The sequence below is a fragment of the Tsukamurella asaccharolytica genome, from assembly GCF_007858435.1.
Lineage (GTDB): Bacteria > Actinomycetota > Actinomycetes > Mycobacteriales > Mycobacteriaceae > Tsukamurella > Tsukamurella asaccharolytica.
The window spans coordinates 163,084-189,549 of sequence record NZ_VIGW01000001.1; the positions used below are offsets into that span (position 1 = coordinate 163,084).

General features: G+C 70.8%; 26 protein-coding genes and 1 pseudogene. 17 read left to right on the forward strand and 10 right to left on the reverse strand.

Features of this window, described 5'->3' with window-relative positions; genetic code table 11:
• Positions 1 to 6 precede the first annotated feature (6 nt).
• Together htpG and FK529_RS00785 are read right to left on the reverse strand one after the other, a co-directional pair.
• Complete coding sequence (gene htpG / locus FK529_RS00780) at positions 7 to 1,935, reverse strand: molecular chaperone HtpG (RefSeq protein ID WP_146558640.1); 1,929 nt, start codon at positions 1,933 to 1,935, stop codon at positions 7 to 9.
• A gap of 197 nt (positions 1,936 to 2,132) precedes the next feature.
• Positions 2,133 to 2,879 carry an SDR family oxidoreductase gene (locus tag FK529_RS00785; protein ID WP_146558642.1) on the reverse strand — a complete coding sequence of 249 codons (747 nt, stop codon included), beginning with the start codon at positions 2,877 to 2,879 and terminating at the stop codon, positions 2,133 to 2,135.
• 102 nt (positions 2,880 to 2,981) lie between these two features.
• Here FK529_RS00785 and FK529_RS00790 point away from each other — a divergent pair, with 102 nt between their 5' ends.
• Positions 2,982 to 3,800 carry a helix-turn-helix transcriptional regulator gene (locus FK529_RS00790; RefSeq protein ID WP_146558644.1) on the forward strand — a complete coding sequence of 273 codons (819 nt, stop codon included), beginning with the start codon at positions 2,982 to 2,984 and terminating at the stop codon, positions 3,798 to 3,800.
• 150 nt (positions 3,801 to 3,950) lie between these two features.
• Here the strand turns inward: FK529_RS00790 and groL are convergent, their stop codons facing one another.
• Positions 3,951 to 5,573, reverse strand: a complete 1,623-nt coding sequence (gene groL, locus FK529_RS00795) for a chaperonin GroEL (protein ID WP_146558646.1) — start codon at positions 5,571 to 5,573, stop codon at positions 3,951 to 3,953.
• A gap of 254 nt (positions 5,574 to 5,827) precedes the next feature.
• On the opposite strand from groL, the gene FK529_RS00800 reads away from it, so the two are divergent.
• Positions 5,828 to 6,289, forward strand: a complete 462-nt coding sequence (locus tag FK529_RS00800) for an SRPBCC family protein (protein ID WP_146558649.1) — start codon at positions 5,828 to 5,830, stop codon at positions 6,287 to 6,289.
• Between the two features lie 69 nt (positions 6,290 to 6,358).
• On the opposite strand, the gene FK529_RS00805 is transcribed toward FK529_RS00800, so the two are convergent.
• Positions 6,359 to 7,489, reverse strand: coding sequence for a DUF7373 family lipoprotein (locus FK529_RS00805; protein WP_146558650.1), 1,131 nt, complete (start codon positions 7,487 to 7,489; stop codon positions 6,359 to 6,361).
• A 127-nt stretch (positions 7,490 to 7,616) separates the two neighbouring features.
• On the opposite strand from FK529_RS00805, the gene FK529_RS00810 reads away from it, so the two are divergent.
• The 6 genes from FK529_RS00810 to FK529_RS00835 all read left to right on the forward strand — a co-directional run bounded on the left by FK529_RS00810 (position 7,617) and on the right by FK529_RS00835 (position 14,490).
• On the forward strand, positions 7,617 to 8,996 hold the full coding sequence (locus FK529_RS00810) for a M20/M25/M40 family metallo-hydrolase (protein WP_146558652.1): 1,380 nt from the start codon (positions 7,617 to 7,619) through the stop codon (positions 8,994 to 8,996).
• Positions 8,996 to 10,204, forward strand: a complete 1,209-nt coding sequence (moeA, locus tag FK529_RS00815) for a molybdopterin molybdotransferase MoeA (protein ID WP_146558654.1) — start codon at positions 8,996 to 8,998, stop codon at positions 10,202 to 10,204. Before FK529_RS00810 ends, moeA begins: the two co-directional genes overlap by 1 nt.
• A 12-nt stretch (positions 10,205 to 10,216) precedes the next feature.
• Positions 10,217 to 10,528 (forward strand): GlsB/YeaQ/YmgE family stress response membrane protein, encoded by a 312-nt coding sequence (locus FK529_RS00820; protein WP_146558656.1) that lies wholly within the window; start codon positions 10,217 to 10,219, stop codon positions 10,526 to 10,528.
• Positions 10,529 to 10,583: 55 nt separating this feature from the next.
• Positions 10,584 to 11,306 carry a phosphatidylserine decarboxylase gene (locus FK529_RS00825; RefSeq protein WP_146558658.1) on the forward strand — a complete coding sequence of 241 codons (723 nt, stop codon included), beginning with the start codon at positions 10,584 to 10,586 and terminating at the stop codon, positions 11,304 to 11,306.
• Between the two features lie 38 nt (positions 11,307 to 11,344).
• Entirely contained in the window at positions 11,345 to 12,199 is an 855-nt protein-coding gene (locus FK529_RS00830; protein ID WP_146559481.1) for a CDP-alcohol phosphatidyltransferase family protein, read from the forward strand.
• 74 nt (positions 12,200 to 12,273) lie between these two features.
• Entirely contained in the window at positions 12,274 to 14,490 is a 2,217-nt protein-coding gene (locus FK529_RS00835) for an AAA family ATPase (protein ID WP_146558660.1), read from the forward strand.
• Here FK529_RS00835 and FK529_RS00840 read toward each other — a convergent pair.
• Positions 14,487 to 14,945, reverse strand: a complete 459-nt coding sequence (locus FK529_RS00840; protein WP_146558662.1) for a hypothetical protein — start codon at positions 14,943 to 14,945, stop codon at positions 14,487 to 14,489. The genes FK529_RS00835 and FK529_RS00840 overlap by 4 nt on opposite strands.
• A gap of 72 nt (positions 14,946 to 15,017) precedes the next feature.
• Here FK529_RS00840 and FK529_RS00845 point away from each other — a divergent pair, with 72 nt between their 5' ends.
• Genes FK529_RS00845 through mnhG form a run of 6 tightly spaced genes read left to right on the forward strand, consistent with a single transcriptional unit; the run spans position 15,018 to position 21,542 of the window.
• Positions 15,018 to 17,906: a Na+/H+ antiporter subunit A gene (locus FK529_RS00845; protein ID WP_146559483.1), complete on the forward strand. Its 2,889-nt coding sequence runs from the start codon at positions 15,018 to 15,020 to the stop codon at positions 17,904 to 17,906.
• A complete protein-coding gene (locus FK529_RS00850) occupies positions 17,903 to 18,484 on the forward strand; it encodes a Na(+)/H(+) antiporter subunit C (protein WP_146558664.1) in 582 nt (193 codons plus the stop codon). The genes FK529_RS00845 and FK529_RS00850 overlap by 4 nt, the downstream gene beginning before the upstream one ends.
• Positions 18,481 to 20,208: a Na+/H+ antiporter subunit D gene (locus tag FK529_RS00855; RefSeq protein WP_146558666.1), complete on the forward strand. Its 1,728-nt coding sequence runs from the start codon at positions 18,481 to 18,483 to the stop codon at positions 20,206 to 20,208. Before FK529_RS00850 ends, FK529_RS00855 begins: the two co-directional genes overlap by 4 nt.
• On the forward strand, positions 20,201 to 20,893 hold the full coding sequence (locus tag FK529_RS00860) for a Na+/H+ antiporter subunit E (protein WP_146558668.1): 693 nt from the start codon (positions 20,201 to 20,203) through the stop codon (positions 20,891 to 20,893). Before FK529_RS00855 ends, FK529_RS00860 begins: the two co-directional genes overlap by 8 nt.
• Positions 20,890 to 21,213 carry a monovalent cation/H+ antiporter complex subunit F gene (locus FK529_RS00865; RefSeq protein ID WP_146558670.1) on the forward strand — a complete coding sequence of 108 codons (324 nt, stop codon included), beginning with the start codon at positions 20,890 to 20,892 and terminating at the stop codon, positions 21,211 to 21,213. The genes FK529_RS00860 and FK529_RS00865 overlap by 4 nt, the downstream gene beginning before the upstream one ends.
• A complete protein-coding gene (gene mnhG / locus FK529_RS00870) occupies positions 21,210 to 21,542 on the forward strand; it encodes a monovalent cation/H(+) antiporter subunit G (RefSeq protein WP_146558672.1) in 333 nt (110 codons plus the stop codon). The genes FK529_RS00865 and mnhG overlap by 4 nt, the downstream gene beginning before the upstream one ends.
• 36 nt (positions 21,543 to 21,578) lie before the next feature.
• On the opposite strand, the gene FK529_RS00875 is transcribed toward mnhG, so the two are convergent.
• The 4 genes from FK529_RS00875 to napA all read right to left on the reverse strand — a co-directional run bounded on the left by FK529_RS00875 (position 21,579) and on the right by napA (position 24,384).
• Positions 21,579 to 22,715, reverse strand: coding sequence for a glutamate--cysteine ligase (locus tag FK529_RS00875; RefSeq protein WP_146559484.1), 1,137 nt, complete (start codon positions 22,713 to 22,715; stop codon positions 21,579 to 21,581).
• A 2-nt stretch (positions 22,716 to 22,717) separates the two neighbouring features.
• Positions 22,718 to 23,452 carry a superoxide dismutase[Cu-Zn] gene (gene sodC, locus FK529_RS00880; RefSeq protein ID WP_146558674.1) on the reverse strand — a complete coding sequence of 245 codons (735 nt, stop codon included), beginning with the start codon at positions 23,450 to 23,452 and terminating at the stop codon, positions 22,718 to 22,720.
• 118 nt (positions 23,453 to 23,570) lie between these two features.
• The gene (locus FK529_RS00885; RefSeq protein WP_146558676.1) at positions 23,571 to 24,038 is read right to left on the reverse strand and encodes a LytR C-terminal domain-containing protein; all 468 of its coding nucleotides are present in this window, start codon (positions 24,036 to 24,038) and stop codon (positions 23,571 to 23,573) included.
• 19 nt (positions 24,039 to 24,057) lie between these two features.
• On the reverse strand, positions 24,058 to 24,384 hold the full coding sequence (napA, locus tag FK529_RS00890) for a nucleoid-associated protein NapA (protein ID WP_146558678.1): 327 nt from the start codon (positions 24,382 to 24,384) through the stop codon (positions 24,058 to 24,060).
• 170 nt (positions 24,385 to 24,554) lie between these two features.
• Between napA and FK529_RS00895 the strand changes: the two genes are divergently transcribed.
• The 3 genes and pseudogenes from FK529_RS00895 (at position 24,555) to FK529_RS00900 (ending at position 26,035) form a co-directional block, all read left to right on the forward strand.
• On the forward strand, positions 24,555 to 25,145 hold the full coding sequence (locus FK529_RS00895) for a peptide deformylase (RefSeq protein ID WP_146558680.1): 591 nt from the start codon (positions 24,555 to 24,557) through the stop codon (positions 25,143 to 25,145).
• A 1-nt stretch (position 25,146) separates the two neighbouring features.
• A pseudogene (locus tag FK529_RS21065) lies at positions 25,147 to 25,491 on the forward strand (GNAT family N-acetyltransferase, cg3035/Rv0428c family); the annotation flags it as partial.
• Positions 25,492 to 25,546: 55 nt separating this feature from the next.
• On the forward strand, positions 25,547 to 26,035 hold the full coding sequence (locus FK529_RS00900; protein ID WP_146558683.1) for a GNAT family N-acetyltransferase: 489 nt from the start codon (positions 25,547 to 25,549) through the stop codon (positions 26,033 to 26,035).
• A 73-nt stretch (positions 26,036 to 26,108) separates the two neighbouring features.
• Here the strand turns inward: FK529_RS00900 and FK529_RS00905 are convergent, their stop codons facing one another.
• Positions 26,109 to 26,450: a GNAT family N-acetyltransferase gene (locus tag FK529_RS00905; RefSeq protein WP_146558685.1), complete on the reverse strand. Its 342-nt coding sequence runs from the start codon at positions 26,448 to 26,450 to the stop codon at positions 26,109 to 26,111.
• Between the last annotated feature and the right edge of the window lie 16 nt (positions 26,451 to 26,466).

The window sequence follows — 26,466 nt, forward strand, 5'->3', positions numbered from 1 at the left end:
GAACTATCAGCCCAGGCTGCGGCCGAGCTGGCGGGCGAGGATCGCGGCGAACTCGGCGGGCTCCGCCGGTGCGCCGCCTTCGGCGAGGACGGCGGTGCCGTACAGGATCTCGGCGGCGTCCTTGAGGGCCTCGTCGTCGCGCGCGGCCTCGTCGCCGGCGAGGCGGTCGCGCAGGCCCTTGACGAGGTCGTTGTCCGGGTTCAGCTCGAGCGTGCGGCGGGTGCGGGGCACCTCCTGGCCGCTGGCGCGGTACATCTGCTCGAGCTGCGGCGTGAGGTCGAACTCGCCGCCCACGAGGCAGGCGGGCGAGGTGGTCAGGCGCGAGGTCAGGCGCACGCCGGAGATCTTGTCGGTGAGCACCTCGGCGAGCCACGTCGTGAGCGGCTCGAAGCCCTCGGCGTCGGGGGTGTCCTCGCCGAGGTCGGCCTCGCCCTTGGCGACGGAGACGAACCGCTTACCGTCGAACTCCGCGCCCGTGGTCCACAGCTCGTCGACCTGGTCGGTGAGGAGCAGCACCTCGAAGCCCTTGGCGGCGAACGCCTCCAGGTGCGGGGAGGACTCGAGCTGCCGCCGCGACTCGCCGGTGGCGTAGTAGATCACGTCCTGCCCCTCGGGCATGCGGGCGACGTAGTCCGCGAGGCCCGTGGTGCCGGTATCGCTGAACGTGGACTCGAACGACGATGCCTTGAGCAGGGTTTCGCGGTTGTCCTGGTCGTCGAGCAGGCCCTCCTTGAGCACCGCGCCGAACGCGGTCCAGAAGGTCTCGTACTTCTCCGGCTCGTTCTCGCGCATCGCCGAGATCGTCTGCAGGACGCGCTTGACCAGCCGCTTGCGGATCATCACGAGGTGCCGGTCGTTCTGCAGGATCTCGCGGGAGACGTTGAGCGAGAGGTCCTGCGCGTCGACCACGCCGGTGATGAAGCGCAGGTACGGCGGGAGCAGCGCCTCGCAGTGATCCATGATGAACACGCGCTTGACGTACAGCGCGGGACCCGGCTTGGTGTTGCGGTAGAACATGTCGAACGGCGGCATCGTCGGAATGAACAGCAGCGCCTGGTATTCGAAGGTGCCCTCGGCGCGGACCGCGATCGTCTCGAGCGGCTCGTCGAAGGCGTGGCTGACGTGGCGGTAGAAGTCGGCGTACTCCTCGTCGGTGACCTCGTCCTTCGGCCGGGCCCACAGCGCCTGCATGGAGTTCAGCGTCTCGGGGCCGGCCTTCTCGCCCTCGCCCTCGTCGCCCTCGGTGCCGGTGGCCTCGGTCGCGGGCTTCACCAGACGGATGGGGAAGGCGATGAAGTCGCTGTAGCGCCGCACGACCGAGCGCAGCACGTGCTCGGAGGTGTAGTCGTGGAGGCTCTCGTCGCCGTCGGTGGCGCGGAGGTGCAGGGTGATCGTCGTTCCGTGCTGCGCAGGCACGTCGTCGTCGGTGAGGTCGGTGACGGTGTACGTGCCCTGGCCCTCGGACTCCCAGCGGGTGGCGGTGTCCTCGCCCGCCTTGCGGGTGACGAGCACGACGCGGTCGGCCACCATGAACGCTGAGTAGAAGCCGATGCCGAACTGGCCGATGAGCTCCGCCGACGCGCCCTGCTCCTTCGCCTGCCTCGCGGCTTCCAGCTTCTGCCGCAGCTCGCCGGTACCGGACTTGGCGAGCGTGCCGATGAGGTCGACGACCTCGTCGCGGCTCATGCCGATGCCGTTGTCGCTGATCGCGAGCGTGCGGGCCTCGACGTCGGGGCGCAGTTCGATGTGTAGATCCGAGGCGTCCGCGTCGAGGTCCTTGTCCTGGTACGCCTCGAGGCGCAGCTTATCGAGGGCGTCCGAGGCGTTGGAGATCAGCTCGCGCAGGAAGATGTCCTTCTCCGAGTAGACGGAGTGGATCATCAGCGACAGCAGCTGATCGGTCTCGGCCTGGAACTGAAGGGTCTCTGCGGTCACGTCGTCGCCTTCCTCTTCTTCACTGACGGTGCCGCATCGATTCTGCCAACTCGGTGTCGGCCGGACTCAGGGGGTACCGGTCGCGTGCCCGGCGAGGCAGGAATCGCCGGACGCAGCAGATATCTCCGCTCGCCGCGCGAATACACGGGGCGAGCGGAGATATCTGCCGCGGCGGGAGATTTCTGTTGCAGGCGCGGTCAGCCCTGCGTCGTCGGGAGCACGATCATCGACGCGACGTTGACGTTCGCGGGCTGTGCGGAGCTCCAGACCACGGCGTCGGCGATCGCCGAGGCGGGGATCGGCGGATTGTCGACGGTGAACTGCCGCAAGAACTCCCGCGCGCCCTCGTCGGACATGTCCTGCCCCAGGTCGGACTCCGTCATCCCCGGTTCGATCGCGCGGACCCGCACGCCTCGGGGCCCGAACTCGGCGCGGAGGTTGGTGGTGAGATGGGTGACCGCGGCCTTCGTCGCGGTGTAGACGGCGTAGCCGGGAAGCACCATGTGGGCTCCGATCGAGCTGACGAGCACCAGGTCGGCGGGTCCGCTCTCGGCCGCCGCGGTGAGGTCGTCGATCGTCGCGCGGCCCGTGTTGAGCAGGCCGGTGACGTTGGTGGAGACCATCCGGTCCCATTCGTCCTGGTCGGCGGTGTCGAACGGCGCGGCGAGCATGGCGCCGGCGTTGGCCACGACGAGGTCGAACCGGCCGACCTGCTCGCGGAGTTCGGCGACGGCGGCGGTCAGGCCCGCCCGGTCGCCGACGTCGGCGGCGGCGTACGCGGCACCCGTCTCAGCGGCGACCGCGGCGAGGCGGTCCGCTCGACGCCCGACCAGCGCGACGCGGGCTCCCGCCGCGGCGAGTGCGGCGGCGGTGGCCGCGCCGATGCCGGTGCCGGCTCCGGTGACGAGGGCGGTACGGTTCTTCAGGTTCTGTGTCTCAGTCATGGTGATAACGATCTCGTCCGCTGCGCGGGACAGGGAGGCCGTGCGGCTGCCGGGTAGTCGCACTACCTGCTTGGACCTGCGCGAATGGGTACCGTGTCATCCGTGGACGAGAACCTGCTCGGCGAATTCCTGCGGGCCCGGCGCGAACGGGTGGACCCGTCGACGCTCGGCCTGCGCACCATGGGCGTGCGGCGCACCCCCGGGCTGCGGCGGGAGGAGGTGGCGGCGCAGGCGGGGATCAGCGTCGAGTACCTGGTGCGGCTGGAGCGCGGGCGGGACCGCAGGCCGTCGCCCGCCGTCGTCGCGGCGCTGGCAGAGGTCCTGCAGCTCGACGACGACGGTGCCGCCCACCTCGCGCAGTTGGCCGAGCTGCCCGCCAGCCGCGGCGAGGTGGTCGACGAGGTCTCGGACGTACTCCGGCGGCTGGTGGACTCGTGGCCGAATCCGACGATCGTCGCGAACTCGCTACTGGACCTGATCGCGGTGAACGCCGCCGGGGAGGAACTGCACCGCGGCATCGGGCTGCACGTGGGCGACAACATGGCCCGGTCGCTGTTCCTCGATCCCCGTGCGCGCGAGGTCTTCCTGGACTACGACACCGTCGCCCGGGAGACCGTCGGGAACCTGCGGTCGCTGTCCGGCCCGAATCCGTCGCACCCGCGCCTGATGGCGCTGGTGGGTGAGCTGTCGGTGCGGAGCGAGCACTTCGCCCGGCTGTGGGGCGAGGGCGAGGTGCAGGCGAAGGCCAACGGCGAGAAGGTGATCGCGCATCCTGACCTGGGCGTGCTGGAACTCGAGTGGTCCACCCTCGAGGTCGCCGCCGCTCCGGGGCAGCTCGTGGTGGCGTACCAGGCGCAGGCGGGAACCGCGTCGGAGCGGGCGCTGCAGGCCCTGGTGACGCGGGTCGCCCGCTCGTCGTGATGCCGGAGACGTTCCGAAACCGGCGTTCAACTGGGCCACGCGGAGATATTCACCGTGTCACCGCGTTGAACGCCGGTTTCTGAACGGGAAGGGCCCGGCACCGTCGGGAATGACGATGCCGGGCCCTGAGATCCCAGCGGAGAGGACTTCTTAGAAGTCCATGCCGCCCATGCCGCCGGTCGGATCGACCGGGGCACCGGCCTTCTCCGGCTTGTCGGCGACGACGGCCTCGGTGGTGAGGAACAGCGCCGCGATCGAGGCTGCGTTCTGCAGCGCCGAGCGGGTGACCTTCACCGGGTCGTTGATGCCGGCCTTGAGGAGGTCCTCGTACTCACCGGTCGCGGCGTTGAGGCCGGTGCCGGCGGGCGAGTTGCGGACCTTCTCGGCGACGACGCCGGGCTCGAGGCCGGCGTTGACCGCGATCTGCTTGACCGGGGCGTCGAGCGCGACCTTGACGATGTTCGCGCCGGTGGCCTCGTCGCCCTCGAGAGCCAGGCTCTCGAAGACGGCACCCGACTGCGCGAGAGCAGCGCCACCACCGGCGACGATGCCCTCCTCGACGGCGGCCTTGGCGTTGCGGACCGCGTCCTCGATGCGGTGCTTGCGCTCCTTGAGCTCGACCTCGGTGGCGGCACCGGCCTTGATGACGGCGACGCCGCCGGCCAGCTTCGCGAGGCGCTCCTGCAGCTTCTCCCGGTCGTAGTCCGAGTCGCTGTTCTCGATCTCGGCGCGGATCTGCGAGACACGGCCCTCGATCTGCTCCTTGGAGCCGGCACCGTCGACGATGGTGGTCTCGTCCTTGGTCACGACGACCTGGCGCGCCTGGCCCAGGACCTCGAGGCCAGCGGTGTCGAGCGACAGGCCGATCTCCTCGGAGATGACCTGGCCACCGGTGAGGATCGCCATGTCCTGCAGCATCGCCTTGCGACGATCGCCGAAGCCGGGAGCCTTGATGGCGACCGACTTGAAGGTGCCGCGGATCTTGTTGACGATGAGCGTCGACAGGGCCTCGCCCTCGACGTCCTCGGCGATGATCGCGAGCGGCTTGCCCGACTGGATGACCTTCTCCAGCAGGGGCAGCAGGTCCTTGACGGTCGAGATCTTGCCGGCGACGAGCAGCACGTAGGCGTCCTCGAGCACGGCCTCCTGACGCTCGGCGTCAGTGGCGAAGTAGCCCGAGATGAAGCCCTTGTCGAAGCGCATGCCCTCGGTGAGCTCCAGCTGGAGCCCGAAGGTGTTGCTCTCCTCGACGGTGATGACGCCTTCCTTGCCGACCTTGTCCATGGCCTCGGCGATGAGCTCGCCGATGGCGGGGTCGCCGGCCGAGATGCCTGCGGTCGCAGCGATCTGCTCCCGGGTCTCGACCTCCTTGGCCTCCTTCAGCAGGTGCTCCGTGACGGCGTCGACGGCCTTCTCGATGCCCCGCTTGAGGCCCAGCGGGTTCGCGCCCGCGGCCACGTTGCGCAGACCCTCGCGCACGAGCGCCTGGGCCAGAACGGTGGCGGTGGTGGTGCCGTCGCCCGCGACGTCGTCGGTCTTCTTGGCGACCTCCTTGACGAGCTCGGCACCGATCTTCTCGTAGGGATCCTCGAGCTCGATCTCCTTGGCGATGGAAACGCCGTCGTTGGTGATCGTGGGGGCGCCCCACTTCTTCTCCAGCACGACGTTGCGGCCCTTGGGGCCGAGCGTCACCTTGACGGCGTCGGCGAGGGCGTTCAGGCCCCGCTCGAGACCGCGGCGGGCCTCTTCGTCGAACGCGATGATCTTGGCCATTGCGAAGTGATTCCTCCAGATAGGGGCCGGTTCGGCCCGTACTTTGGACACGTCTTCTAGGTCGATTCGATGCCCGCGACGGACGACCCGGCGTGTCACCTGCGCGGGTTGCGCACAGGGCCCGGTCTCACCTCTTCGACCTAGCACTCACGTAATCCGAGTGCTAAGTCGTTTCTAGCACTCGACAGGGTCGAGTGCAAGGTCGTCGCCGCTGGCAGCGAGGACCCTCGTTCCCTCCCCGGTACGCTCAAGTCATGGCAACCGCTGTTCTGGAGTCGAGCGTCGTGATCGACGCGCCCGTGGAGAAGGTCTGGTCGGTCGTGTCCGACCTCGAGGCGATGGGCCGTCGCAGCCCGCAGTGCAAGAAGGTGTTCGTGTTCGGCGGCCCGATCAAGCAGGGCACCCGCATGCTGAACATCAACCGTCAGGGCTGGAAGGTGTGGCCCACGAACACCCAGGTCACCGAGTTCACGCCCAACGAGCGCGTCGCGTTCCGCGTGGCCGAGAACCACACCGTCTGGAGCTTCACCCTGGTCCCGGACGGCGACAAGACCACCGTCGTCCAGCGCCGCGAGGCGGCGGGCGGCAAGACGACAGCCGTCAGCAGCTTCCTCGTGGGCGCTCTCCTCGGCGGCAACGAGGACTTCGAGCGCGGCCTCCTGGTCGGGATGAAGCAGACCCTCTCGCACATCAAGACGGAGGCCGAGGCGAAGTAGCCTCCCCGAGATCGAGCAAGGGGCGCTCCTGCCAGCCGGGGGCGCCCCTTCGTCGTCTCGGCTACTGCGCTAGGAGTTGTTCTTCAGAACGAGATAGGCGGCGCCGATACCCTGGAGAGCCTGCTGCCGCTGCGAGGAACTGAACTCCGCCGTGTACCGCCCGACCGCGACCGCACACCACGTCACCTTCGAGTTGGAACTCTCGTAGATGGGATAGGTCAGGCAGGTCGCGCCGGGCACGCCCGTGACCGCCTGCTCCTCGACCTTCGTGAAGGCCTTGCGGTTCTCGTCGGCGAACTCGTCCACGATGTGCCGCGCTCCCTTCGCGTCCTTCGCCCGGTAGACGGTGCTGCCACCGGAGCCCACGACATCGACGCCCGCATCGGCGAAAGTCTTCACCGACCGCGAGACGTCGGTCTGCCGCAGCACGGCGGACCGCGCGGGGACCGCGTAGCCGCCGGTGCTCTTCTCCGGCGCGAGGGTCAGTTTGGCGACGCCCTCGGCGTCGCGCTGGAGCGTGCTCACCTTGTCGATCGGCGTCGGCCGGAAGCCTTCGAGCGCCTTCGTCTGCCGGTCGAAGTACGTGCGGATCTGGTCTACGGAGAAGTCCCCGAAGACGCCGATGACGAACTGCTTGTAGGCCACGAAGGCCACCGTCGCCGTGCCGGCGGACGGGAAGGTCTGCGTGTAGGCGACGGCGGCGCCGTACCCGGGGATCTTCGTCTCCACCTTGGCCGGGTCGTCCTTGCCGGACGAGTCCTTCGAGGGCGCGCGGAGGGCCGGGCCGACGACCGAGGCCGCGTCGGCGGGGCTCGCCATCCGCAGGAGAGCGACGGTCTCGGCCCTCTGCTTCCGGTTGGCGTCGTACTTCGTGCCCTGCGCCGTATCACTTGTGCCCACCGATACCCAGACCTCAGGCTTGTTCCCCACCGCGTCCGCGGCGGCCTGGCCGAAGAGGTTCGTCACACCCCGCTTGATCGTCTCGCGGGAGCCGGTGATCACGTTGCCGCGGAAGTGCAACGCCGGGTCGACCTCGTAGAGGTAGGGCACGGTCTCCGCCATCCGGTAGCCCTCGAGCGCCTCCCCGTCGCCTGGGTCGTCGGGCCGATGGTTCGCGGCGCGGTGGCGAACGACCCGGTCTCCGGCTTGGGCGCACCCGACGGATCCGCCACCGGCGTGCCGGGCACCGTCGTCGAGCATCCCGCGAGGAGCACTGCGGCCCCCACCGTGCACAGCGACTTACGCAGCATGGATTCCTCCTCCAAGGGTTCGCATAAGTGAACCACGAGCGACCTGTCGCGCACTTGTGCCGCGCTAAGGTGAGCCGATGACCGAGCACAACCTGCGGGACACCGTCGAGAAGCTGATGGACAAGGCCAAGTCCGACCTGGCGGAACTGGTCGCGCACCCGTCGGTGCACGACTCCCCCGAGTTCGGGGCCGAGCCCAACGCGGCGTCGGCGGCGTGGGTGGCGAAGGCCTTCGCCGAGGCGGGCATCGGGAACATCGAGCAGGTCACGACCTCCGACGGGTCGATCGCGATCGTCGGGCACACCCCGGCTCCGCAGGGCGCCCCGACCGTGCTGCTCTACAGCCACCACGACGTGCAGCCGCCCGGACCACGGGAGGCCTGGGACTCCGACCCGTTCACCCTCACCACCCGTCCCGGCCCCGACGGCGCCGACCGGTGGTACGGCCGCGGGTCCGCCGACTGCAAGGGCAACCTCGTCGCGCACCTCACGGCGCTGCGGGCCGTCCGCGGCGAGGACGGCTCGTTCCCCGTCGGCGTGCGGATCATCATCGAGGGCTCCGAGGAGGGCGGCGGCGCGGGCCTCGAGGACCTCGTCGCCGAGCGGCCCGAGCTGGCGCAGGCCGACCTCATCGTCATCGGCGACACCGGCAACGTGGCCGTCGGCCGGCCGACGCTGACCACCTCGCTGCGGGGCGTCGCGACCGTGCGCGTCGAGCTCAGCACCGGCACCTCCGACCTGCACTCCGGCGCCTTCGGCGGCGCCGCGCCCGATGCCCTCGCCGCGCTCATCGCGCTGCTCGCGACGCTGCGCGACGGCTTCGGCAACACCACGATCGACGGGCTCGACAACTCCGCGCGATGGGACGGCGAGCCCTACGAGCCGGCCCAGTTCGCCGCCGACGCCGCGATCTACGACGACGCCGCGATCCTCGGCTCCGGCGCCATCGCCGACCAGCTGTGGGCACGGCCCGCCGTCACCGTCATCGGCCTCGACGCGCCCGCGACGGCCACCGCGGCCGCGGCCATCCAGCCCCGCGCGGCGGCCCTTCTGAACCTGCGGGTCCCGCCCGGCATCGACCCGCATCACGCGGGCCGGTTGCTCGTCGCGCACCTGACCAACCACGCGCCGTGGGGCGCACACGTGGACGCGATCGTCGAGTCCGTGGGCGAGCCCTTCGCCGCCGAGACGACCGGCCCCGCCTACACGGTGCTCCGCGAGGCCCTGACCGAGGCGTACGACGGCGCCGAGGTCGCCTTCAGCGGCCAGGGCGGCTCGATCCCGCTGTGCACGCAACTGCGCAAGGCCGCGCCGAACGCGGAGATCGCGCTGCTCGGCGTCGAGGAGCCGCAGTGCCGGATCCACGCGCCCAACGAGTCCGTCGACCCCGCCGAACTGCGGCGCACCGCCCTGGCCGAGGCGCTGCTACTCACCCGCCTCGCCGGGGCGCCCGCCTGATGCGGTCCGTCGACGAGCACCGCGCCGCGATCGCCGCGCTGGTCCCCGGACCGCGGGCCGTCGACGTGCCGGTGGCGGACGCACTCGGCCTCGTCCTGGCACGCGACGTGCCCGCGCCGCTCTCGCTGCCGCCCTTCACCAACTCCGCGATGGATGGGTACGCAGTGCGCGCGTCCGAGGCCCCCGCCGGCGCCGTGCTGCCCGTCGCCTTCGATGTTCCCGCCGGCCGCACCGACGTGCCCGCGCTGGCGCCCGGGGCCGCGTGCCGCATCATGACCGGCGCCCCCGTGCCCGACGGCGCCGACGCGATCGTGCCCGTCGAGCGGACCGACGGCGGGGTCGAGCGGGTCCGCATCGACGAGGCGCCCGAACCAGGCCGGTACTTCCGCGCCGCGGGCAGCGACATCGTGGCCGGCGACACCGCGCTGCGCGGCGGCGAGACCGTGCGGCCCGCGCTGGTCGGGTTCGCGGCGGCGCTGGGCCTGACGACGGTTCCCGTGCTCGCCCCCTTGCACGTCGCCGTCCTGTCCACCGGCTCCGAGCTGGTGGAACCCGGCACGCCGCTGCGGCCCGGGCAGATCTACGAGTCGAACGCCCCCATGCTCGCGGCCGCGATCCGCGAGGCAGGCGCCACCGCGGAGATCGTGCGGTTCGTGGCGGACGACGCCGACGCCTTCCTGGCACGCCTCGCCGAGCGCGTCGCGGCCGGCGGGATCGACCTCGTCGTGACCAGCGGCGGGGTGAGCGCGGGCGCGTACGAAGTGGTCAAGGACGCCCTCGCGGACCGCGGCGTCGAGTTCGTCAAGGTCGCCATGCAGCCCGGCATGCCGCAGGGGTGCGGCACCGTCGGATTCGACGACGGATTGCGGGTCCCCTTCGTGACCTTCCCGGGCAACCCCGTCAGCGCTCTCGTCTCCTTCGAGGTCTTCCTGCGACCCGCGCTGCGCGCCGCGATGGGCCTGCCCGGCCGCCCACGACGGTCCGCGCGACTCGCCGAGGCCGTCGAATCGATTCCCGGGAAACGCCAGTACCTGCGCGGATTCCTACGTACTGAGACCGACGGTACCGATTCTGTCTCAGTTGTCGGTGGACCGGGCTCGCACTACCTACGATGGCTGTCACGGGCGAATTGTCTGATGGATGTTCCTGCAAAGGTCGAGAAGCTGGCTGCGGGGGCACCGGTGGACGTGATCGCCCTCGACCCCTAACGAGGAGACAACATGATCGCGCAGTACGCAGACACGGCCCTTCTCGCAGCAGCCGGAGTCCAATCCGTCGGATGGATCGGCTGGATCATCATCGGCGGCATCGCCGGGTGGATCGCCAGCAAGATCATGGGCACCGACGCCCAGCAGGGCATCCTCCTCAACATCGTCGTCGGCATCGTCGGCGGTGTGCTCGGCGGCTTCCTGCTGCGACTGATCGGCGTCGACGTCGCCGGCGGCGGCTACTGGTTCACGTTCTTCACCGCGCTCGCCGGGGCATGCATCCTGCTGTTCATCGTGAAGCTGGTCACCGGCCGCAGGGGATAGCTCCGTCGGGTGACAGAATGTCCCCCGACATGAACGCGAATAGAGAGGATGTCGGGTGGCACGCCGACCTCGTACGCCGGTCGACGGGCACCTGACCGAGCACACCTCCGGCATCGAGCACATCGCCGAGCTGATCCGGCACACCGTCCCGCCGCTGCACCCCGCGGGGACCCCGTTCATCGCGGGTTCCCTCGGAGTTGCAGCGGTGGGCTACCGGAGGAGCTGGATCCGGGTTCCCGCCCTGATCACCGCCGTCGCGTGCGCCGGATTCTTCCGACACCCCGCCCGCGTGGTCCCCACCGCCGAGGGCGTCGCGGTGGCCCCCGCCGACGGCGAGGTGACCCTCGTCGACGAGCACGTTCCGCCCCTCGAGCTGGGCCTCGGTGAGGCGCCCCTGCCCCGGGTATCGATCTTCCTGTCGGTGTTCGACGCGCACGTGCAGCGCGCCCCGCTCGCCGGCGTCGTCGACTCCGTGGTGCACACCGCCGGGAAGTTCGTCCCCGCCGACCTCCCCGAGGCCAGCGACCGGAACGAGCGGACCTCGGTGCGCCTCGCCACCGAGTACGGACCGGTCGGCGTCGTGCAGATCGCCGGTCTCGTCGCGCGGCGCATCCGCACCGATTGCGCGCCCGGCGACACCCTCGAGCTGGGTGAGACCTACGGCATCATCCGGTTCGGCTCCCGCGTCGACACGTACTTCCCCGCCGGCACCGAGCTGACCGTCTACAGCGGCCAGCGTGCGGTGGCCGCCGAGACCATGATCGCGCGCCTGTCGTGAACGAGTCGTCCACCGCGTCGCCCCGCCCCGTCGGCGTCATGATCCTGCCGTCGATGCTGACGGTCGCCGCGCTCTGCGCGGGCCTGACGGGCGTGCGGTTCGCGGCGGACGGCAAGGTGGACGTGGCGATCATGCTGGTCGTGATCGCGGCGATCCTGGACGGCCTCGACGGTCGCGTCGCGCGGCTCCTGGGCGCGTCCACCCGCATCGGCGCCGAGTTGGACTCCCTGGCGGACGCCATCAACTTCGGCGTCACCCCCGCGCTGATCCTGTACTTCGTGTGCTTCCCCGGCTCGCCCGCGGGCTGGATCGTCGCGCTGCTCTACGTGGTGGCGATGGTGCTGCGGCTGGCGCGGTTCAACACCCTCGCCGCCGACCCGACGGCGCCCGCGTACACCAAGGACTTCTTCGTCGGCGTGCCCGCGCCCGCCGGCGCCATACTCGTCCTCGCCCCGCTGGCCGCCCAGCAGGAGTGGGGCGACGGCTGGTGGGTCAGCACCCCGATGGTCGCGGCGTGGACGCTCTTCATCGCCGCTCTGACCGTCTCCCGCATCCCCACCTCCAGCTTCAAGACCATGACCGTGCAGCCGGCGAAGGCCGCGGCTGTGCTCGTGGTGGTCGCGGGCCTCGCGGCGCTGACCGTCACCTACCCGTACATCGCGCTGCTGCTGGTGATCGCGCTCTACCTGCTGCACATCCCGTTCGCGTGGCGGTCCAAGCGCTGGGTCGTCGCCCGGCCCGAGGCCTGGGACAACAAGCCCGCGGAGCGTCGGCGGATGCGGCGCGATCAGCGCCGAGCGGTACGGCCGCACCGTCGCGCGGCGACCGCGGGCCGGGGTGGCCGGCGCTCCGCCGCCCGCCTGGGCCTGCGCCGCCCCACCCGCGAGGACTGAGCGCGGCGGCCCCGCCCCGTGGTCCCTCCCGCTGATCCCGCCACCGAGCGGCGCGGCGAACTAGTGTGGACCGGGTGTCGAACCTCTCGCTCACCGTCCGCCTGCAGACCTCGGCCCTCGAGGCGCGACGGGGCATCGTCCGCATCCACCCCGAGGCGCTCGCGGCGCTGGGCCTGCGCGAGTGGGACGGGATCGAGCTCCTCGGCGCGCGCCGCACCGCCGCGGTCGTCGCGACGGCGCCGCCGGGCAGCCCGCCGGGCGTCGCCCTGCTCGACGAGCTGACCATCACCAACTGCGGCCTCCGCGAGGACGCGACCGTCGTGATCGCTCCCGCCACCGTCTACGGCGCCAAGCGGGTGCTGCTGCGCGGCAGCGCGCTGACCCGCACCGCGCTCGACGGTGCCGCACTGCGGCAGGCGCTGCTCGGCAAGGTGATGATGTCCGGCGACAGCGTCTCGCTGCTGCCGCGCGACCTCGGACCGGGCACGTCCACGGCGGACGCGACGGCGCAGCTGTCGCGGCTCGTGGGGGTCTCGTGGACGAACGAGCTGCTCACGGTGGTCGGGGTGGAGCCGTCACCGGGGCCGGTGTCGGTACAGCCGAACTCCGCCGTGCTCTGGGCCGACGACGGTTCCCCCGCGCCGGCCGCCTCCTCCCCCGCTCCGGAGGTCGAGGTGACCCTCCTCGACGAGGTGCCCGACGTCGAGACGCCGGCGGTGCGGCCGGTCGCCGACCTGGTCGGCGCCGACGGCGCTGTCCGTCGGCTCACCGAATGGCTCTCCCTCGCGCTCGACGAGCCGGAGCTGCTGGAGAAGCTCGGCGCGCCCGCCCGGCTCGGCGTGCTGATCACCGGCCCGACGGGCGGCGGCAAGGCGACGGTCGCGCGGTCCGTCGTGGCGCCGCGGCCGCTCGTCGAGCTCGACGGTGCGCTGACCGGCGCGCTGGAGCCGCAGGCGCGGCTGGAACGAGTGCGCTCCGCGGTCGCGCGCGTCCGTGAGGCGGTCAACGGTTCGGGCGCCGCGCTGCTGGTCCGCGACGTCGAGGCGCTGCTGCCCGCGACCCGCGAGCCCGTCTCGACGATGATCCTCGACGAGCTGCGCCGGGCCGTCGCGACGCCGCGGGTCGCCCTGCTCTCGACCACCTCGGCGCCCGGCGAACTGGACTCGAGGCTGCGCGAGCCCGACCTGGCCGAGCGGACGGTCACCATCGACCTGCCGGACGCGAAGCAGCGCGAGCAGCTGCTGGACCTGCTGCTGCGGGAGGCGCCGACCGTCGACCTGGACCTGCACGAGGTCGCGCTGCGGGCACCCGGCTTCGTGGCCGCGGACCTCGCGGCGCTGTGCCGGGAGGGCGCACTGCGCGCGGCGGCCCGAGTGGTCGGCACGGACGAGCGGGTCGCCATCACGCAGCCCGACCTGCTCGGTGCGCTCGGCGTGATCCGGCCGGTGTCGCGCTCGGCGACCGAGGAGGTCGCGGTGGGGTCGATCACGCTCGACGACGTGGGCGACATGGTCGAGACCAAGCAGGCCCTCACCGAGACGGTGCTCTGGCCGCTGCGCCACCCGGACACCTTCGCGCGGCTCGGCGTGGAGCCGCCGCGCGGCGTGCTGCTCTACGGACCGCCCGGCTGCGGCAAGACCTTCGTGGTCCGCGCGCTCGCGGCGTCGGGCCAGCTGTCGGTGCACGCGGTCAAGGGCGCGGAACTGATGAACAAGTGGGTCGGCGAGTCCGAGAAGGCCGTCCGCGACCTGTTCGCGCGAGCGCGGGGCAGCGCCCCCTCGCTGATCTTCCTCGACGAGGTGGACGCGCTGGCGCCGCGGCGCGGGCAGTCGTCGGACTCGGGGGTGGGCGACAAGGTGGTGGCCGCGCTGCTCACCGAGCTCGACGGCGCCGAACCCCTGCGCGACGTGGTGGTCCTGGGCGCGACGAACCGACCCGACCTCGTGGATCCGGCGCTTCTGCGGCCCGGCCGGCTGGAGCGGCTGATCTTCGTGCCGCCGCCGGACGCCGAAGCGCGCGCGGAGATCCTGAAGACCAGCTCGCGGTCGATCCCGCTCGCCGACGATGTGGATCTGCCGGCGCTGGCCGAGCAGCTGGACGGCTACTCGGCCGCCGACTGCAGCGCACTGCTGCGCGAGGCGGCGCTGACCGCCATGCGGCGCGACCTGGACGCCGCCACCGTGACCGCCGCCGACGTCGAGGCCGCGCGGCTGGCCGTGCGGCCGTCGCTGGACCCCGTGCAGGTCGCGGAGCTGCAGGCCTACGCGGACCGTCGGGCGGGGACGACCTAGCCCTTGCTGATCGAGTAGAAGACGGCGTTGGGCACCGCGCCGGCCTGGACGGAGCTCACGGTGACGACGTAGCCCTTGCCGGAGAACTGGGCGGACTGGGTCCCGGCGTCGGGGGCGCCCGCGCCCAGCGCGATGTAGCCGGCATCGGTGAGCTTGCGCTTCGCGGCGTCGTACCCGCCGTCGCCGGCCTGCACCGTCGCGTTGTAGACGGTGACGCCGCCCTGCGCCCGCTCCCCCGCGTCGATGAGGTTGCCGTCGACGATGGGCACGTCGGCCTTGGGGAAGGACGCGGGCAGGGTGACGGTCGCCGCCGGCGCGTCCTCGGCGGCGTCGTCGCCGCACGCCGTGGCCCCGAAAAGCACGAGCGCCCCCACGGCCAACGCGCCGAAAGTGATGCGTGCACGGCGCACGATCCGCGCACGCAATGTGGTCGGTCGATCCTTCGACTGGTCCATGCAGCTCCCGAAATGCCTACCGGTAGAATCTCAAAAGAACGACACCCCGCTCACACATAGGACGGAGTGCCCTTGCTTGTCATCCTCGCCTGTTTGTCATTGGCGACCTTAGCCGCCCCTGTCGTGGTCGGCCGATTCGGCGCACGCGGATTCCTCGGTCTCGCCGCAGTGCCCACCGCCGCGCTGGTCTGGGTCATCGTCCACTGGCCGGTGTCGGGCGAACCCGACCGCACGGAGAGCGTGCAGTGGGTCCCCGCGCTGAACATGAACGTCGACCTGCGGCTCACCCCGCTCGCCGCGGTGATGTCCGTACTGGTCCTCGGCATCGGCGCCGTGATCCTGGTCTACTGCGCCGGCTACTTCACCGGTGTCTCCAACACCCGCAAGTTGCCCACCTTCGCCGCCGAGCTGGTCGCCTTCATGGCGGTCATGTTCGGACTCGTGGTCAGCGACAACATGCTGGTGATGTACGTCTTCTGGGAGCTCACCTCGGTGCTGAGCTTCCTGCTCGTCGCCTACTACGCCGAGCGCGCGAGCAGCCGCCGCGCTGCCACCCAGGCACTGCTGGTGACCACCCTCGGCGGCCTGGCGATGCTGGTCGGCATCATCATTCTGGGCGAGTACTACGGCACCTACCTCTTCTCCGAGGTGATCGCCCGTGCCGTGGCCGACCCGTCGACGATCTCGATCGCCGTGGAGACCGGCGTGGTACTGATCCTCGTCGGCGCGATCAGCAAGTCGGCGATCGTGCCCTTCCACTTCTGGCTGCCCGGCGCCATGGCCGCCCCGACGCCCGTCTCCGGCTATCTGCACGCCGCCGCGATGGTCAAGGCCGGCATCTTCCTCGTCGCGCTGCTCGCGCCGGCGTTCGCGCACCTCACGTCCTGGCGCGTCATCGTGCTGGGCCTGGGGATCCTGACGATGATCCTCGCCGGCTGGCGTGCCCTGCGCGAGTTCGATCTCAAGTTGATTCTCGCCTTCGGCACGGTCAGCCAGCTCGGCATGCTGATGGTGCTCGTCGGCACCGGCGAGCGGAACGTCGCGCTCGCGGGCATCACGATGCTCACCGCCCACGCGCTGTTCAAAGCGACGCTGTTCATGGTCGTCGGCATCATCGACCACGCCACGGGCACCCGGGACATCCGCCGACTGGCGTACCTCGGCGATCGGCAGAAGGTGCTCGCGGTGATCGCCGCGCTGGCCGCTGCGTCGATGGCCGGGATCCCACCGCTGTACGGCTTCGTGGGGAAGGAGGCGGCGCTCGAGACGATGCTGCACGCCTCGCTACCGGCCCCGCTGCCCGTCCTGCTGCTCATCGGCCTCTGCGTGGGGTCCGCGCTGACGGTGGCGTACAGCATCCGGTTCCTGTGGGGCGCCTTCGGCCGTAAAGGACGGTCCGGCCCGACGCGCGCCGTCGAGAGCATCCACTCGATCAGCCCGCTCTTCGTCGCCGGGCCCGCGTTGCTCGCCGTGCTCGGTCTCCTCTGCGGCGTCTTCTCGTCCCGGCTCGACCCCGTGCTCGCGGAGTACCCCGACCAATCCTTCCCTCCCGCGGCCGACCCCTACTACCTCGCTCTGTGGCACGGCTTCACCCTTCCCCTGCTGTTGACGGTCCTCATCATCGCGGCGGGCGTCGTCATCGCCCAGCCCCGCAGCCCGTTCTCCCGACTGCGCCGCCGCAACAGCGTCCTCCTGGGCAACGCCGATCGGCTCTACGACGCCACTCTGCGCGGCGCCGATGTGCTCTCCCTGCGTATGACGCAGAGCACGCAACGCGGCTCGCTCCCGCTGACCCAGGGCACCATCCTGCTGACGCTGGTGCTCCTGCCGGTCCTCGTCCTGGTCTTCGGTACCCGCGACCGCCCCGACATGCGGGTCGAAGCCTCGCCCGTCTTCCTCGCCATCGCAACCCTGATGTGCGCCGCGGCACTGACCGCGGTCGTCCTGCGCAACCGCCTCGCAACGGTGCTCGTGGTCGGCGTGACGGGTTATGGCAGCGGCGTCATCTTCGCGATCTACGGCGCCCCCGATCTCGCGCTCACGCAGTTCCTGGTCGAGACGCTGACGCTGGTGATCTTCGTGCTCGTACTGCGCAAGCTCCCCGCCGAGGCGCCGATCACCGGTAACCGGCCCTCTCGCGTCGCGCGGGCCCTGCTCGGCGTGGGCGTCGCGGTCATGGTCGTCGTGGTGGCGATCGCCGCCCGCTCCGCGCGGGTCGCGGAGCCGGTCGCGGACCGCCTGCCCGGCCAGGCCTACGAGTTCGGCTACGGACACAACACGGTCAACGTGCTCCTCGTCGACATCCGCGCCTGGGACACCCTGGGCGAGATCTCGGTGCTGCTCGTCGCGGCGACCGGCGTGGCGTCCCTGGTGTTCCGCAACCGCCGCTTCGGATCCGCGCCGCGCGTCAGCGCCGAGGCGGCGGCCGCGGCTCCGGGGACGACCTGGCTGCGCGGGACCGCTCTGCGCGATCCGCGCCACCGCTCGCTCGTCCTCGAGATCACCACCCGCTTGGCCTTCCCGACGGTCATGGTGGTCTCGGTGTTCTTCTTCTTCTCCGGGCACAACGCGCCCGGCGGCGGCTTCGCGGGCGGCCTCACCGCCGGCCTGGCCCTGGTTCTGCGCTACCTCGCCGGTGGCCGGTACGAGATCGGCGAGGCGCTCCCGCTCGACGCCGGCCGCATCCTCGGCACGGGCCTGTTGCTGGCGGCGAGCGGCTCCATCGTCTCGCTGCTCCTGGGTGCGCCGGCCATGTCGTCGGTGGCCTTCGAGCTGACCCTGCCGGTCTTCGGCGACGTCAAGGTGGTGACCGCGCTGATCTTCGACGCCGGCGTGTACCTGATCGTCGTGGGCCTGGTCCTCGACGTCCTGCGCAGCCTCGGAGCACGACTCGACCTGGAGGGATCCCCCGCCGACATGACCTCGCCCCTGCCCGTCCAATCGGCGGGCGGTGCACGATGATCGTCGACATCGGGCTCTTCGCCGCGATCGCCGTGATGGTCGCCACCGGCGTCTACTTGCTGCTCGACCGCAGCCTCACCCGCATGCTGATGGGCATCATCCTGTTCAGCAACGCGGTCAATCTTCTGCTGCTCGCGTTGTCCTCACCGCCCGGCAATCCGCCCATCGTCGGTTACTTCTCGGAGGGCCGGCTTACGGAGGCGGATCCGCTGGCGCAGGCGATGATCCTCACCGCCATCGTCATCACGATGGGCATGGCGGCATTCATCCTCGCGCTGGCCTACCGGTCCTTCACCATCAACACCGACGACGAGGTCGACGACGACCCCGAGGACACGAAGGTGCTCGAGCGCGACGTCGACATCGCGGCGGAGGATCCCGACTACGACGCCTCGGACGATCCGATCACGGGCGCGCCGTCCGCCCTGGGCGACGCCTACGGACCCGACGGTGAGCCGCTCACCGCCGAGGACCTGCTCAGGGCACGGGTCGATGTGATCGACACGGGCGCTCTCCCGCTGCCGAACGTCATCCGCCAGAAGCAGTTGCCGCCGGCGGACGAGGAGGACCAGCGATGACCGAAGCATTGATGCTGGCCCTCATCCCCTTGCCGACGGTGCTGCCGATCGTGGCGGCCGCGATCACCATGGTCACGGGCCGGCACCCGCGGCTCCAGCGACTGATCTCCCTCCTCTCGCTGACCGCGATCGTCGTGGTGTCGGCGATGATGCTCTACTACACCGACCGCCACGGCACCGTCGCGCTGCACGTCGGCGGCTGGGGCGACCGGGACGGCGCGGGCTCGCCGTTGGGGATCACGCTCGTCGCGGACCAGCTCGCCGCGCTGATGGTGCTGGTCTCCGCGATCGTGCTCCTGGGCGTCCTCGTGTACTCGGTCGGCCAGGGCATCCGCGACGGGGACGAGCAGCAGCCCGTCTCGATCTTCTACCCGACCTACCTCATCCTCGCGGCGGGCGTCTGCAATGCCTTCCTCGCGGGCGACCTGTTCAACCTGTTCGTCTCGTTCGAGATGCTGCTCGCCGCGAGCTTCGTGCTCCTGACCGTGGGCGGCAGCGCCGACCGCGTCCGGGCCGGCGTCTCCTACGCCATGGTCTCGATGGTCTCGTCGGTGGTCTTCCTTCTGGGCATCGCCTACGCCTACTTCGCGACCGGCACGCTGAACCTGGCGGACATGGCGATCAAGTTGCAGGATCTGCCCACGGGTACGCGGACCACCCTGTTCGCCGTGCTGCTCGTGGCGTTCGGGATCAAGGCGGCGATCTTCCCGCTGTCCACCTGGTTGCCCGACTCCTATCCGACGGCGCCGGCACCGGTGACGGCCGTCTTCGCGGGCCTGCTGACGAAGGTGGGCGTCTACGCGATCATCCGCGTGCACACCCTGCTCTTCCCGGGCGGAGCGCTCGACGACGTGCTCATGATCGCCGGCCTGCTCACGATGATCGTGGGGATCCTCGGCGCGATCGCGCAGACCGACATCAAGCGGCTCCTGTCGTTCACGCTGGTCAGCCACATCGGCTACATGATCTTCGGCGTCGGCCTGTCGTCGCCGCTGGGCCTCAGCTCGACGATCTACTACGTGGTGCACCACATCCTCGTTCAGACGACGCTGTTCCTGGTGGTGGGACTCATCGAACGGCAGGCGGGCGCCGCGTCCCTGCGCCGCCTCGGCGGCCTCGCAGCGGCCAGCCCCGTGCTGGCGATCCTGTTCTTCCTCCCCGCGCTGAACCTGGGCGGCATCCCGCCGTTCTCGGGCTTCATCGGCAAGGTGGGGCTGATCGAGGCCGGTGTGCAGCAGGGCTCGGTGGTGGCCTGGGTGCTGGTCGGCGGAAGCGTGGTCACGAGCCTGCTGACCCTGTACGCGGTCATCCGCGTCTGGACCAAGGCCTTCTGGCGCACGCGGTCGGACGCACCCGAGGGGCAGCTCGCCGTCGCCCACCCGGAGGCTCTGCTCGACGACGCCGACGTCATCGAGTTCGCGGATCGCGAGGATCCGGGCCGAATGCCGGTGAGCATGGTCGCGCCCACCGCAGGACTCCTCGGAGTCGGCCTACTCCTGGCGGTTCTCGCGGGACCGATGTTCACCGTCACCGATCGCGCCGCCGCCCAGCTGATCGGGCGCGCCGACTACATCGAGGCGGTGCTGGGCCCGGGGGGCGTGGCGAAACTGAAAACGCCCGACGGCAGCGGCGGTTGGCAGGCGTACACGCCGATGACCGGGGCGCAGGGGAACGGCCCGGGCACCGTCGAACCGCAGAACCCTCAGGGAGGCGCGCATGGCTAAGCTCGTGTCACGGGTACTGCCTGACCTGCGCGACGGCCGCGCCGTGCTGGTCAAGCTGGGCCAGCTGCTGTGGCTCGACGCGGTGTGGGTGATGCTGTGGGGCGATGTGACCTGGGGCAATATCGCGGGCGGACTACTCGTGGGCCTGGCGATCCTGCTGCTGCTCCCGATGCCTCCGGTGCCCGTCGAGGGCCGCGTCCACCTCGGCGCGCTGCTCAAGCTGGGCGGGGTGTTCTTCGTGGAGATGTTCCGCTCGTCGGCCGAGGTGGCCTGGCTCGCGATCCGGCCCGGCACGATGCCGCTGAGCGCGGTGCTGCGGGCGAAGGTCGCGATCAAGTCCGACCTGGTGCTCACACTCTTGGTCGACATGATGAACCTGATTCCGGGCACGATGGTGCTGGACATCGATACCAAGCGGCGCTTGCTGTACGTGCACGTCGTGGATGTGAGCAGCGAGAAGTCGGTGCGCCAGTTCTACCGCAGCACCGCCCGCCTCGAGCGCCTCTTCATCAGCGCCTTCGAGAGGGACAACGAGTGGCACGCGAGCCCACTGCACGGTATCGACGACGACGCGTATCACCACGTCACGCCGGACTCGCGCGGCCCGGCCGGCGATGCCCGCAGGATTGCGGCCCCCGAGATCGCCTACCGCGATGCCCGGCGGCCCGAGGAGGGGGAGGCATGACCGTCGTCTTCGTCATCACCGGCGTGATCCTCGTGACCGCCGCGTTCCTCACGGCGTACCGGCTTCTGCGCGGCCCGAACACGCTCGATCGGGTCGTCGCGGTCGACGCCCTCATCGCCATCGCGATCGGCGGTCTCGCCGTCTGGGCCGCCTACAGCCGCAACTCGTCGGTCATCCCGGCGATCGTCGCACTCTCGCTGGTCGGCTTCGTCGGCTCGATCTCAGTGGTCCGGTTCCGGGTGCCCGACGACGCCGGAACGGCTCCGTCCGCCCCGGACGAGACGCCGGACATCGCACCGCGACCCGGAGGTACCCGATGATCGTCGACATCGTCTCCTCGGTCCTGTTCCTCACGGGCGCCGTCTTCGCGTTGACCGCGGCGATCGGCATCATCCGCTTCCCGGACACGCTCACCCGGATGCACGCGGCGACGAAGCCGCAGACCCTGGGCATGCTCCTGCTCCTGGCCGGCGCCATCGTACGGATGACGGATTCCGTCGACGTGTGGATGCTCGTCCTCGTGGGATTGTTCACGATGATCACCGCACCGGCAGTGGCGCACCGCGTGGGCCGCGTGGCGTACCAGGAGCAGCGGCTGCGCGACAGCACGATCGACCCCGAACAGATGGAGACCGGCAGCCGCGACTAGGGCTCGGCCGCGCCGGCGGACGGGCGGTAGCGCCGGCTACGGCAGAACGAGCTCGTGCGTGACCGACCGCACGACGTCGCGGTAGGCGTCGGTGCTGCACACCCCGTCGGCGATGGCGCGCTGCCGCTGGTACGAGGCGCCGCGCTGCGGGATCGCGGCGACCGCGTCCAGCTCACGGGAGCATCCGAGACGCCGCGCGACGGGCGCCAGCTGCTCGAGCAGGTCGTCGAGGTCGTCGGTGACCAGCCGCTCGTTGTTGTCGGCGTCCTGGATGATGATGGCGTCGAGGCCGTACCGCGCGGCGCGCCACTTGTTCTCCTGGACGTGCCACGGCGGCAGCGTCGGCAGGGTCTCCCCCGCGTCCAGACGTTCGTCCAGCCACACGACGAGGCAGTGGATCAGGGCGACGACGGCCTCCAGCTCCGCGAAGCTCGACATCCCGTCGCAGATCCGCACCTCGATGGTGCCGAGGTGGCACGCGGGGCGGATGTCCCAGCGGATCTCGTTGAGGTGGTCGATGATCCCCGTCGTCTTCTGGTCGTGCACGAAGCGCTCGAACTCGCTCCACTGCTCGAACTGGAAGGGTAGGCCCGCGGTGGGCAGCTGCTGGAACATCATGGCCCGGGTGCTCGCGTACCCGGTGTCGTGGCCGCCCCACATCGGGGAGCTGGCGGAGAGCGCCAGCAGGTGCGGGTAGTGGTTGAGCAGCGCCGAGATGATCGGCAGCACCTTGTCGCGGCGGTTCACGCCGACGTGCACGTGCACGCCCCAGATGAGCATCTGCCGGCCCCACCACTGGGTACGGGCGATGAGCTCGTCGTAGCGCGGATTGTCAGTCAGCTGCTGCGCGCTCCACTGCGCGAACGGATGCGTGCCCGCGCCGAACAGGTCGACGCCCATCGGATCAGCCGCAGCGCGCACGCCACGGATCACCGTCGCCAGATCGGCCATCGCCTCCGCGGTGTTCTCGCAGACGCCGGTCACCACCTCGACGGTGTTGCGCAGCATCTCGGAGTGCACCTGCGTTGCGAGATCGGGGTGCGTGGACCGCACCCCGTCGAACAATTCCCCGGCCCTGCTGACCAGATCCGCGGTCTCCCGGTCGACGAGGGCGAACTCCCACTCGACGCCGATCGTCGGCCGCGGCGACGCCTCGAAGGCGACGTTCTCGATGGCTAACCGACCTTGATCACGCCGCACGCGATGCGGCCGCCGGCGTCGCCGGTGTTGAGGGTGGTCTCGTCCGGCACGGGCTGCCCCGGAACGATGTTGGTGTAGCGCGCCGACGGGATGTTGCCGAAGTTGTCGGGACCGGCATGGATCATGAGCGCATTGCCGTCGGCGTTCCGCTTGATGTCCGCGAGGGTGAAGGCGCCGGTGCTGGTCACGGTCTGGCCGGTGCCGTTCGCGTTGACGTAAACCGAGACCAGGTCACCCGTCATGGGATGGCCGGAGGCGCCGGGCTTCTGCCAGTGGCCGCCGGCGGAGCCGAAGTTGGCAGCGGAACCGGGGGCACCGTTCCTGGCGACCGAGTTCGGCTCGCACTTGCCCACCTCGTGGATGTGCATGGCATGGAAACCGGCCGGCAGGCCGGTGACGCGGACGTCGACCACCACGACGCCGTCCTTCTCGGAGAAGGTCGCCTTGCCGGCGCTGCTGCCGTCGGGCTTGACGAGGGAGGCCTCGGCGGCGCCGGCCGACGGGGTGCTCGCGCCCGGCTTGGCCTCCTCGCCGTGGGAGTTGGGATCCAGGCTGCGAACCGGGCCCTGGGCGGGCACCGTGGCGCCGGTGACGACCGCGGGCGTCGTGCCGGGGGCGTCGGAGGGCTTCGCGTTGGGGGTACAGCCGGCCAGGGCGATAGCCGCCACCGGAAGGATCGCGATCGGGGCGAGGAACTGACGCTTCGTCATCGATGACTCCTTTTGCGACGGCTACCGGTGCCGGGCCGCCCTGGGGCTGGTGTTGCCCGAAATCATATCGGGGCCGCTCTCGCGGCGAGGGACAGGACCCCGCTCCACCCGTCGCGGGCTACTTTCTGACAACGGCGACGGCGAGCGCGCCCGCGCACGCCTCGAGCCCTGCGGGCCGCGCGGCGGTCGCCGAGCCGGGGAGCGCCGTGGAGATCGTCTTGGCGGCGTCCTCGCCGCCCCCCTCGAAGTACACGGTGGTCGCTCGCGGCGCGGCGGGGCGGTTCGGCCAGTCCGCCGCGTTCTCGCCCTGCACGGTGAATCCGGCCTTCTTCAGGGTGTCCCGCGTCTCGGCGACCGGGGCCTTCGCGACGGAGATCAGGCACACCGCCGGCGTGGCGGCGGCGGGCTGCGCGGTCTCGGTCGAGGCGGCCTTGATCTTGGCCTCCTGCGCGTTGAGCGCCGCCTGGGGATCGTCGTTGCGGGTCAGGAGCCCGTGGACCCCGACGGCCGCCAGGATGATCGCCGCCGAGATCAGGATCATGATGATGGTCCGGATCGGGACGGCGCGGGTGTTCTGAGTGCTCACGACACCCGACTGTATCGGATCACGTGATCTCGAAGCCGAGCTTGCGGGCGGCGCGGGCCTTTTGCCGGCTGGCCCGGACCCGCCGCAGGCGCTTGACGAGCATGGGGTCGGCGGCCAGCGCCTCGGGCGTGTCGACCAGCGCATTGAGTACCTGGTAGTACCGGGTCGCGGAGAGCCCGAACAGCTCCTTGATCGCGTCCTCCTTGGCGCCGGCGTACTTCCACCACTGGCGCTCGAAGGCCAGGATGTCGTGCTCGCGCCTGGTCAGGCCGTCCTCGCCGCGCTCGTCGACGGGGTGCGCATCAGCTCGGACCGTCTTCTGCGCGGCCGCACCGGCGCCCTCCATGCGTTCCCCTCGCATTCGAAATCACACTTCTGTAGTTCGCGTCAATCTAACCACGGCCGGCGGCGGCGCCACGGGGCTCCGGGCGCGTGTCGCGCACCTCTCGCGCCCCCGGGCCGGGCACGCCCGGTGCGCCGGTGCACCCCGCAGCGCGCCCTACTACCGTGTACGCCATGTCCGTCCTCCCCATCGTCATCGTCGGCGACCCCGTGCTGCACTCCCCCACGACGCCCGTCGAGCTGGATGCGGACGGCAAACCGTCGGCCGAGATCGTGGCGCTGCTCGACGACATGTACGAGACCATGGACGTCGCCAACGGCGTCGGCCTCGCGGGCAACCAGGTGGGCCGCGCCCTGCGGCTGTTCGTCTACGACTGCCCCGACGAGGAGACCCGCGAGCGCCGGCGCGGCGAGGTGATCAACCCCGTGCTCACCACCTCGGAGATCCCCGAGACGATGCCGGACCCCGACGACGACTGGGAGGGCTGCCTCTCCGTCCCCGGCGAGTCCTTCCCGACGGGCCGCGCCGACTGGGCCAAGGTCGTCGGCACCGACCGCAACGGCGAGAAGGTCGAGATCGAGGGCACCGGCTTCTTCGCGCGGATGCTCCAGCACGAGACCGGCCACCTCGACGGCTTCCTCTACACGGACGTCCTCACCGGCCGGTACGCGCGGCAGGCGAAGAAGTTCATCAAGAAGCAGGGCTGGAACGTGCCGGGGCTGACGTGGGTGCCGGGCACCGTCGAAGACCCCTTCGGCCACTGACGTGCCCGCCCCCGGCGACCGGGTGGTGATCCGGCGCCTGCTGCCGTCCGGGCAGGCCGCGGACGTCCTCGGAACGCTACTGTCCGACGGTGACCCGCTGATCGTCCGCGCCGACCGCGACGGCGCCGAGCACGCGATTCCCCGCGACGAGATCGTCCGGGCGAAGACGGTGCCGCCCCGGCCGGTCCGGGCGAGCGAGATCCGGTCGTTGGACCTCGCGCGGGCCCGGTCGTGGTGGTCGGTGGAGCGCGAGTGGATCGACGGCTGGCTCTGCCGAGCGGCCCCGGGACTGCGTGGCAATCGCGCCAGCAGTGCCGCGGCCCTGCATCCCGACGCCTCGGCAGCGGACCTGCCCGCGGTCAGGGAATGGTTCGCCCAGCGGGGACTCCCGTTGAGGCTGGATGTCGGGCCCGCGACCCGCGGTCAGTCCGGCGCCGCTGGACACGCTCACCGATACCCTGACCGCTCCCGTTTCCCTGGGTGCCGTCGCGCCGGGCGCGCGGGTGGCGTTGGCGCCGGACACGCAGTGGCTCGCGGTGACCGGCGTGTCGGAGCAGCTCATCCGGTCCGTGGACGGCGCATCGCGCTTCGTCTCGATACGCGACGGTGACAGCACCGTCGCCGCAGCGCGGGCCACCGTGACCGCGGACGCCGGCGGCCGGCTCTGGGGCGGACTCGCGGCCGTCACCGTCGCCCCTTCGTATCGACGGCGCGGCCTGGCGCACATGCTCGTGCGGCATGCGATCGCCGAGGCCGCGGGCCTCGGTGCGGCCCGGATCTACCTCGAGGTCACCCGCGACAACGACGCGGCTCAGTCTCTCTACCGATCACTCGGCTTCACCGATCACCACACCTACGGCTTCTGGACGGAGCCCGATGGCACACCCTGACGCCCGTGTGGGGTCGGGCTGGCGCCGAGCTCCGGCGCTCGGAGATGGTGCGGGCGCCGCGCCGGCCGGACCGCTAGGTGCGCGCCGCCGAGTCGACGACGTCCTGGTACTGCGGGAACCGGGAGATGAACGAGCGCACGTAGGTGCACACGGGGATCACGCGACGCCCCCGCGAACGGAGGTCGTCCAGGACGCCGGAGACCAGCGCGCGGGCGAAGCCCTGCTTGCCGAACTTCTCCATGACCACGGTGTGCAGCAGGATCACGTCGCCGTGCTCGGTGACCTCGTACCCCTCCACTCCGATGAGCTCGTCCCCCGACCAGAGTTCGTACCGGTCCCGCACCGGATTGTCGAAGAGACGCAACGACTCCCCCAGTTCCAGCGTGGGCGGCGGAACCTCGACCTTGTCAGCCATGAACACCTCCATGTGA

Coding starts and splice junctions, on each gene's coding strand:
- FK529_RS00785 (WP_146558642.1), bottom strand. CDS start 2,879: ATGACTGAGACACAGAACCTGAAGAACCGTACCGCCCTCGTCACCGGA.
- FK529_RS00905 (WP_146558685.1), bottom strand. CDS start 26,450: ATGGCTGACAAGGTCGAGGTTCCGCCGCCCACGCTGGAACTGGGGGAG.
- FK529_RS00900 (WP_146558683.1), top strand. CDS start 25,547: ATGTCGGGCCCGCGACCCGCGGTCAGTCCGGCGCCGCTGGACACGCTC.
- FK529_RS00810 (WP_146558652.1), top strand. CDS start 7,617: ATGACCGAGCACAACCTGCGGGACACCGTCGAGAAGCTGATGGACAAG.
- FK529_RS00830 (WP_146559481.1), top strand. CDS start 11,345: ATGATCCTGCCGTCGATGCTGACGGTCGCCGCGCTCTGCGCGGGCCTG.
- mnhG (WP_146558672.1), top strand. CDS start 21,210: ATGATCGTCGACATCGTCTCCTCGGTCCTGTTCCTCACGGGCGCCGTC.
- FK529_RS00800 (WP_146558649.1), top strand. CDS start 5,828: ATGGCAACCGCTGTTCTGGAGTCGAGCGTCGTGATCGACGCGCCCGTG.
- FK529_RS00895 (WP_146558680.1), top strand. CDS start 24,555: ATGTCCGTCCTCCCCATCGTCATCGTCGGCGACCCCGTGCTGCACTCC.
- FK529_RS00855 (WP_146558666.1), top strand. CDS start 18,481: ATGACCGAAGCATTGATGCTGGCCCTCATCCCCTTGCCGACGGTGCTG.
- FK529_RS00840 (WP_146558662.1), bottom strand. CDS start 14,945: ATGGACCAGTCGAAGGATCGACCGACCACATTGCGTGCGCGGATCGTG.
- napA (WP_146558678.1), bottom strand. CDS start 24,384: ATGGAGGGCGCCGGTGCGGCCGCGCAGAAGACGGTCCGAGCTGATGCG.
- FK529_RS00860 (WP_146558668.1), top strand. CDS start 20,201: ATGGCTAAGCTCGTGTCACGGGTACTGCCTGACCTGCGCGACGGCCGC.
- FK529_RS00865 (WP_146558670.1), top strand. CDS start 20,890: ATGACCGTCGTCTTCGTCATCACCGGCGTGATCCTCGTGACCGCCGCG.
- FK529_RS00820 (WP_146558656.1), top strand. CDS start 10,217: ATGATCGCGCAGTACGCAGACACGGCCCTTCTCGCAGCAGCCGGAGTC.
- FK529_RS00850 (WP_146558664.1), top strand. CDS start 17,903: ATGATCGTCGACATCGGGCTCTTCGCCGCGATCGCCGTGATGGTCGCC.
- moeA (WP_146558654.1), top strand. CDS start 8,996: ATGCGGTCCGTCGACGAGCACCGCGCCGCGATCGCCGCGCTGGTCCCC.
- groL (WP_146558646.1), bottom strand. CDS start 5,573: ATGGCCAAGATCATCGCGTTCGACGAAGAGGCCCGCCGCGGTCTCGAG.
- sodC (WP_146558674.1), bottom strand. CDS start 23,452: ATGACGAAGCGTCAGTTCCTCGCCCCGATCGCGATCCTTCCGGTGGCG.
- FK529_RS00805 (WP_146558650.1), bottom strand. CDS start 7,489: ATGCTCGACGACGGTGCCCGGCACGCCGGTGGCGGATCCGTCGGGTGC.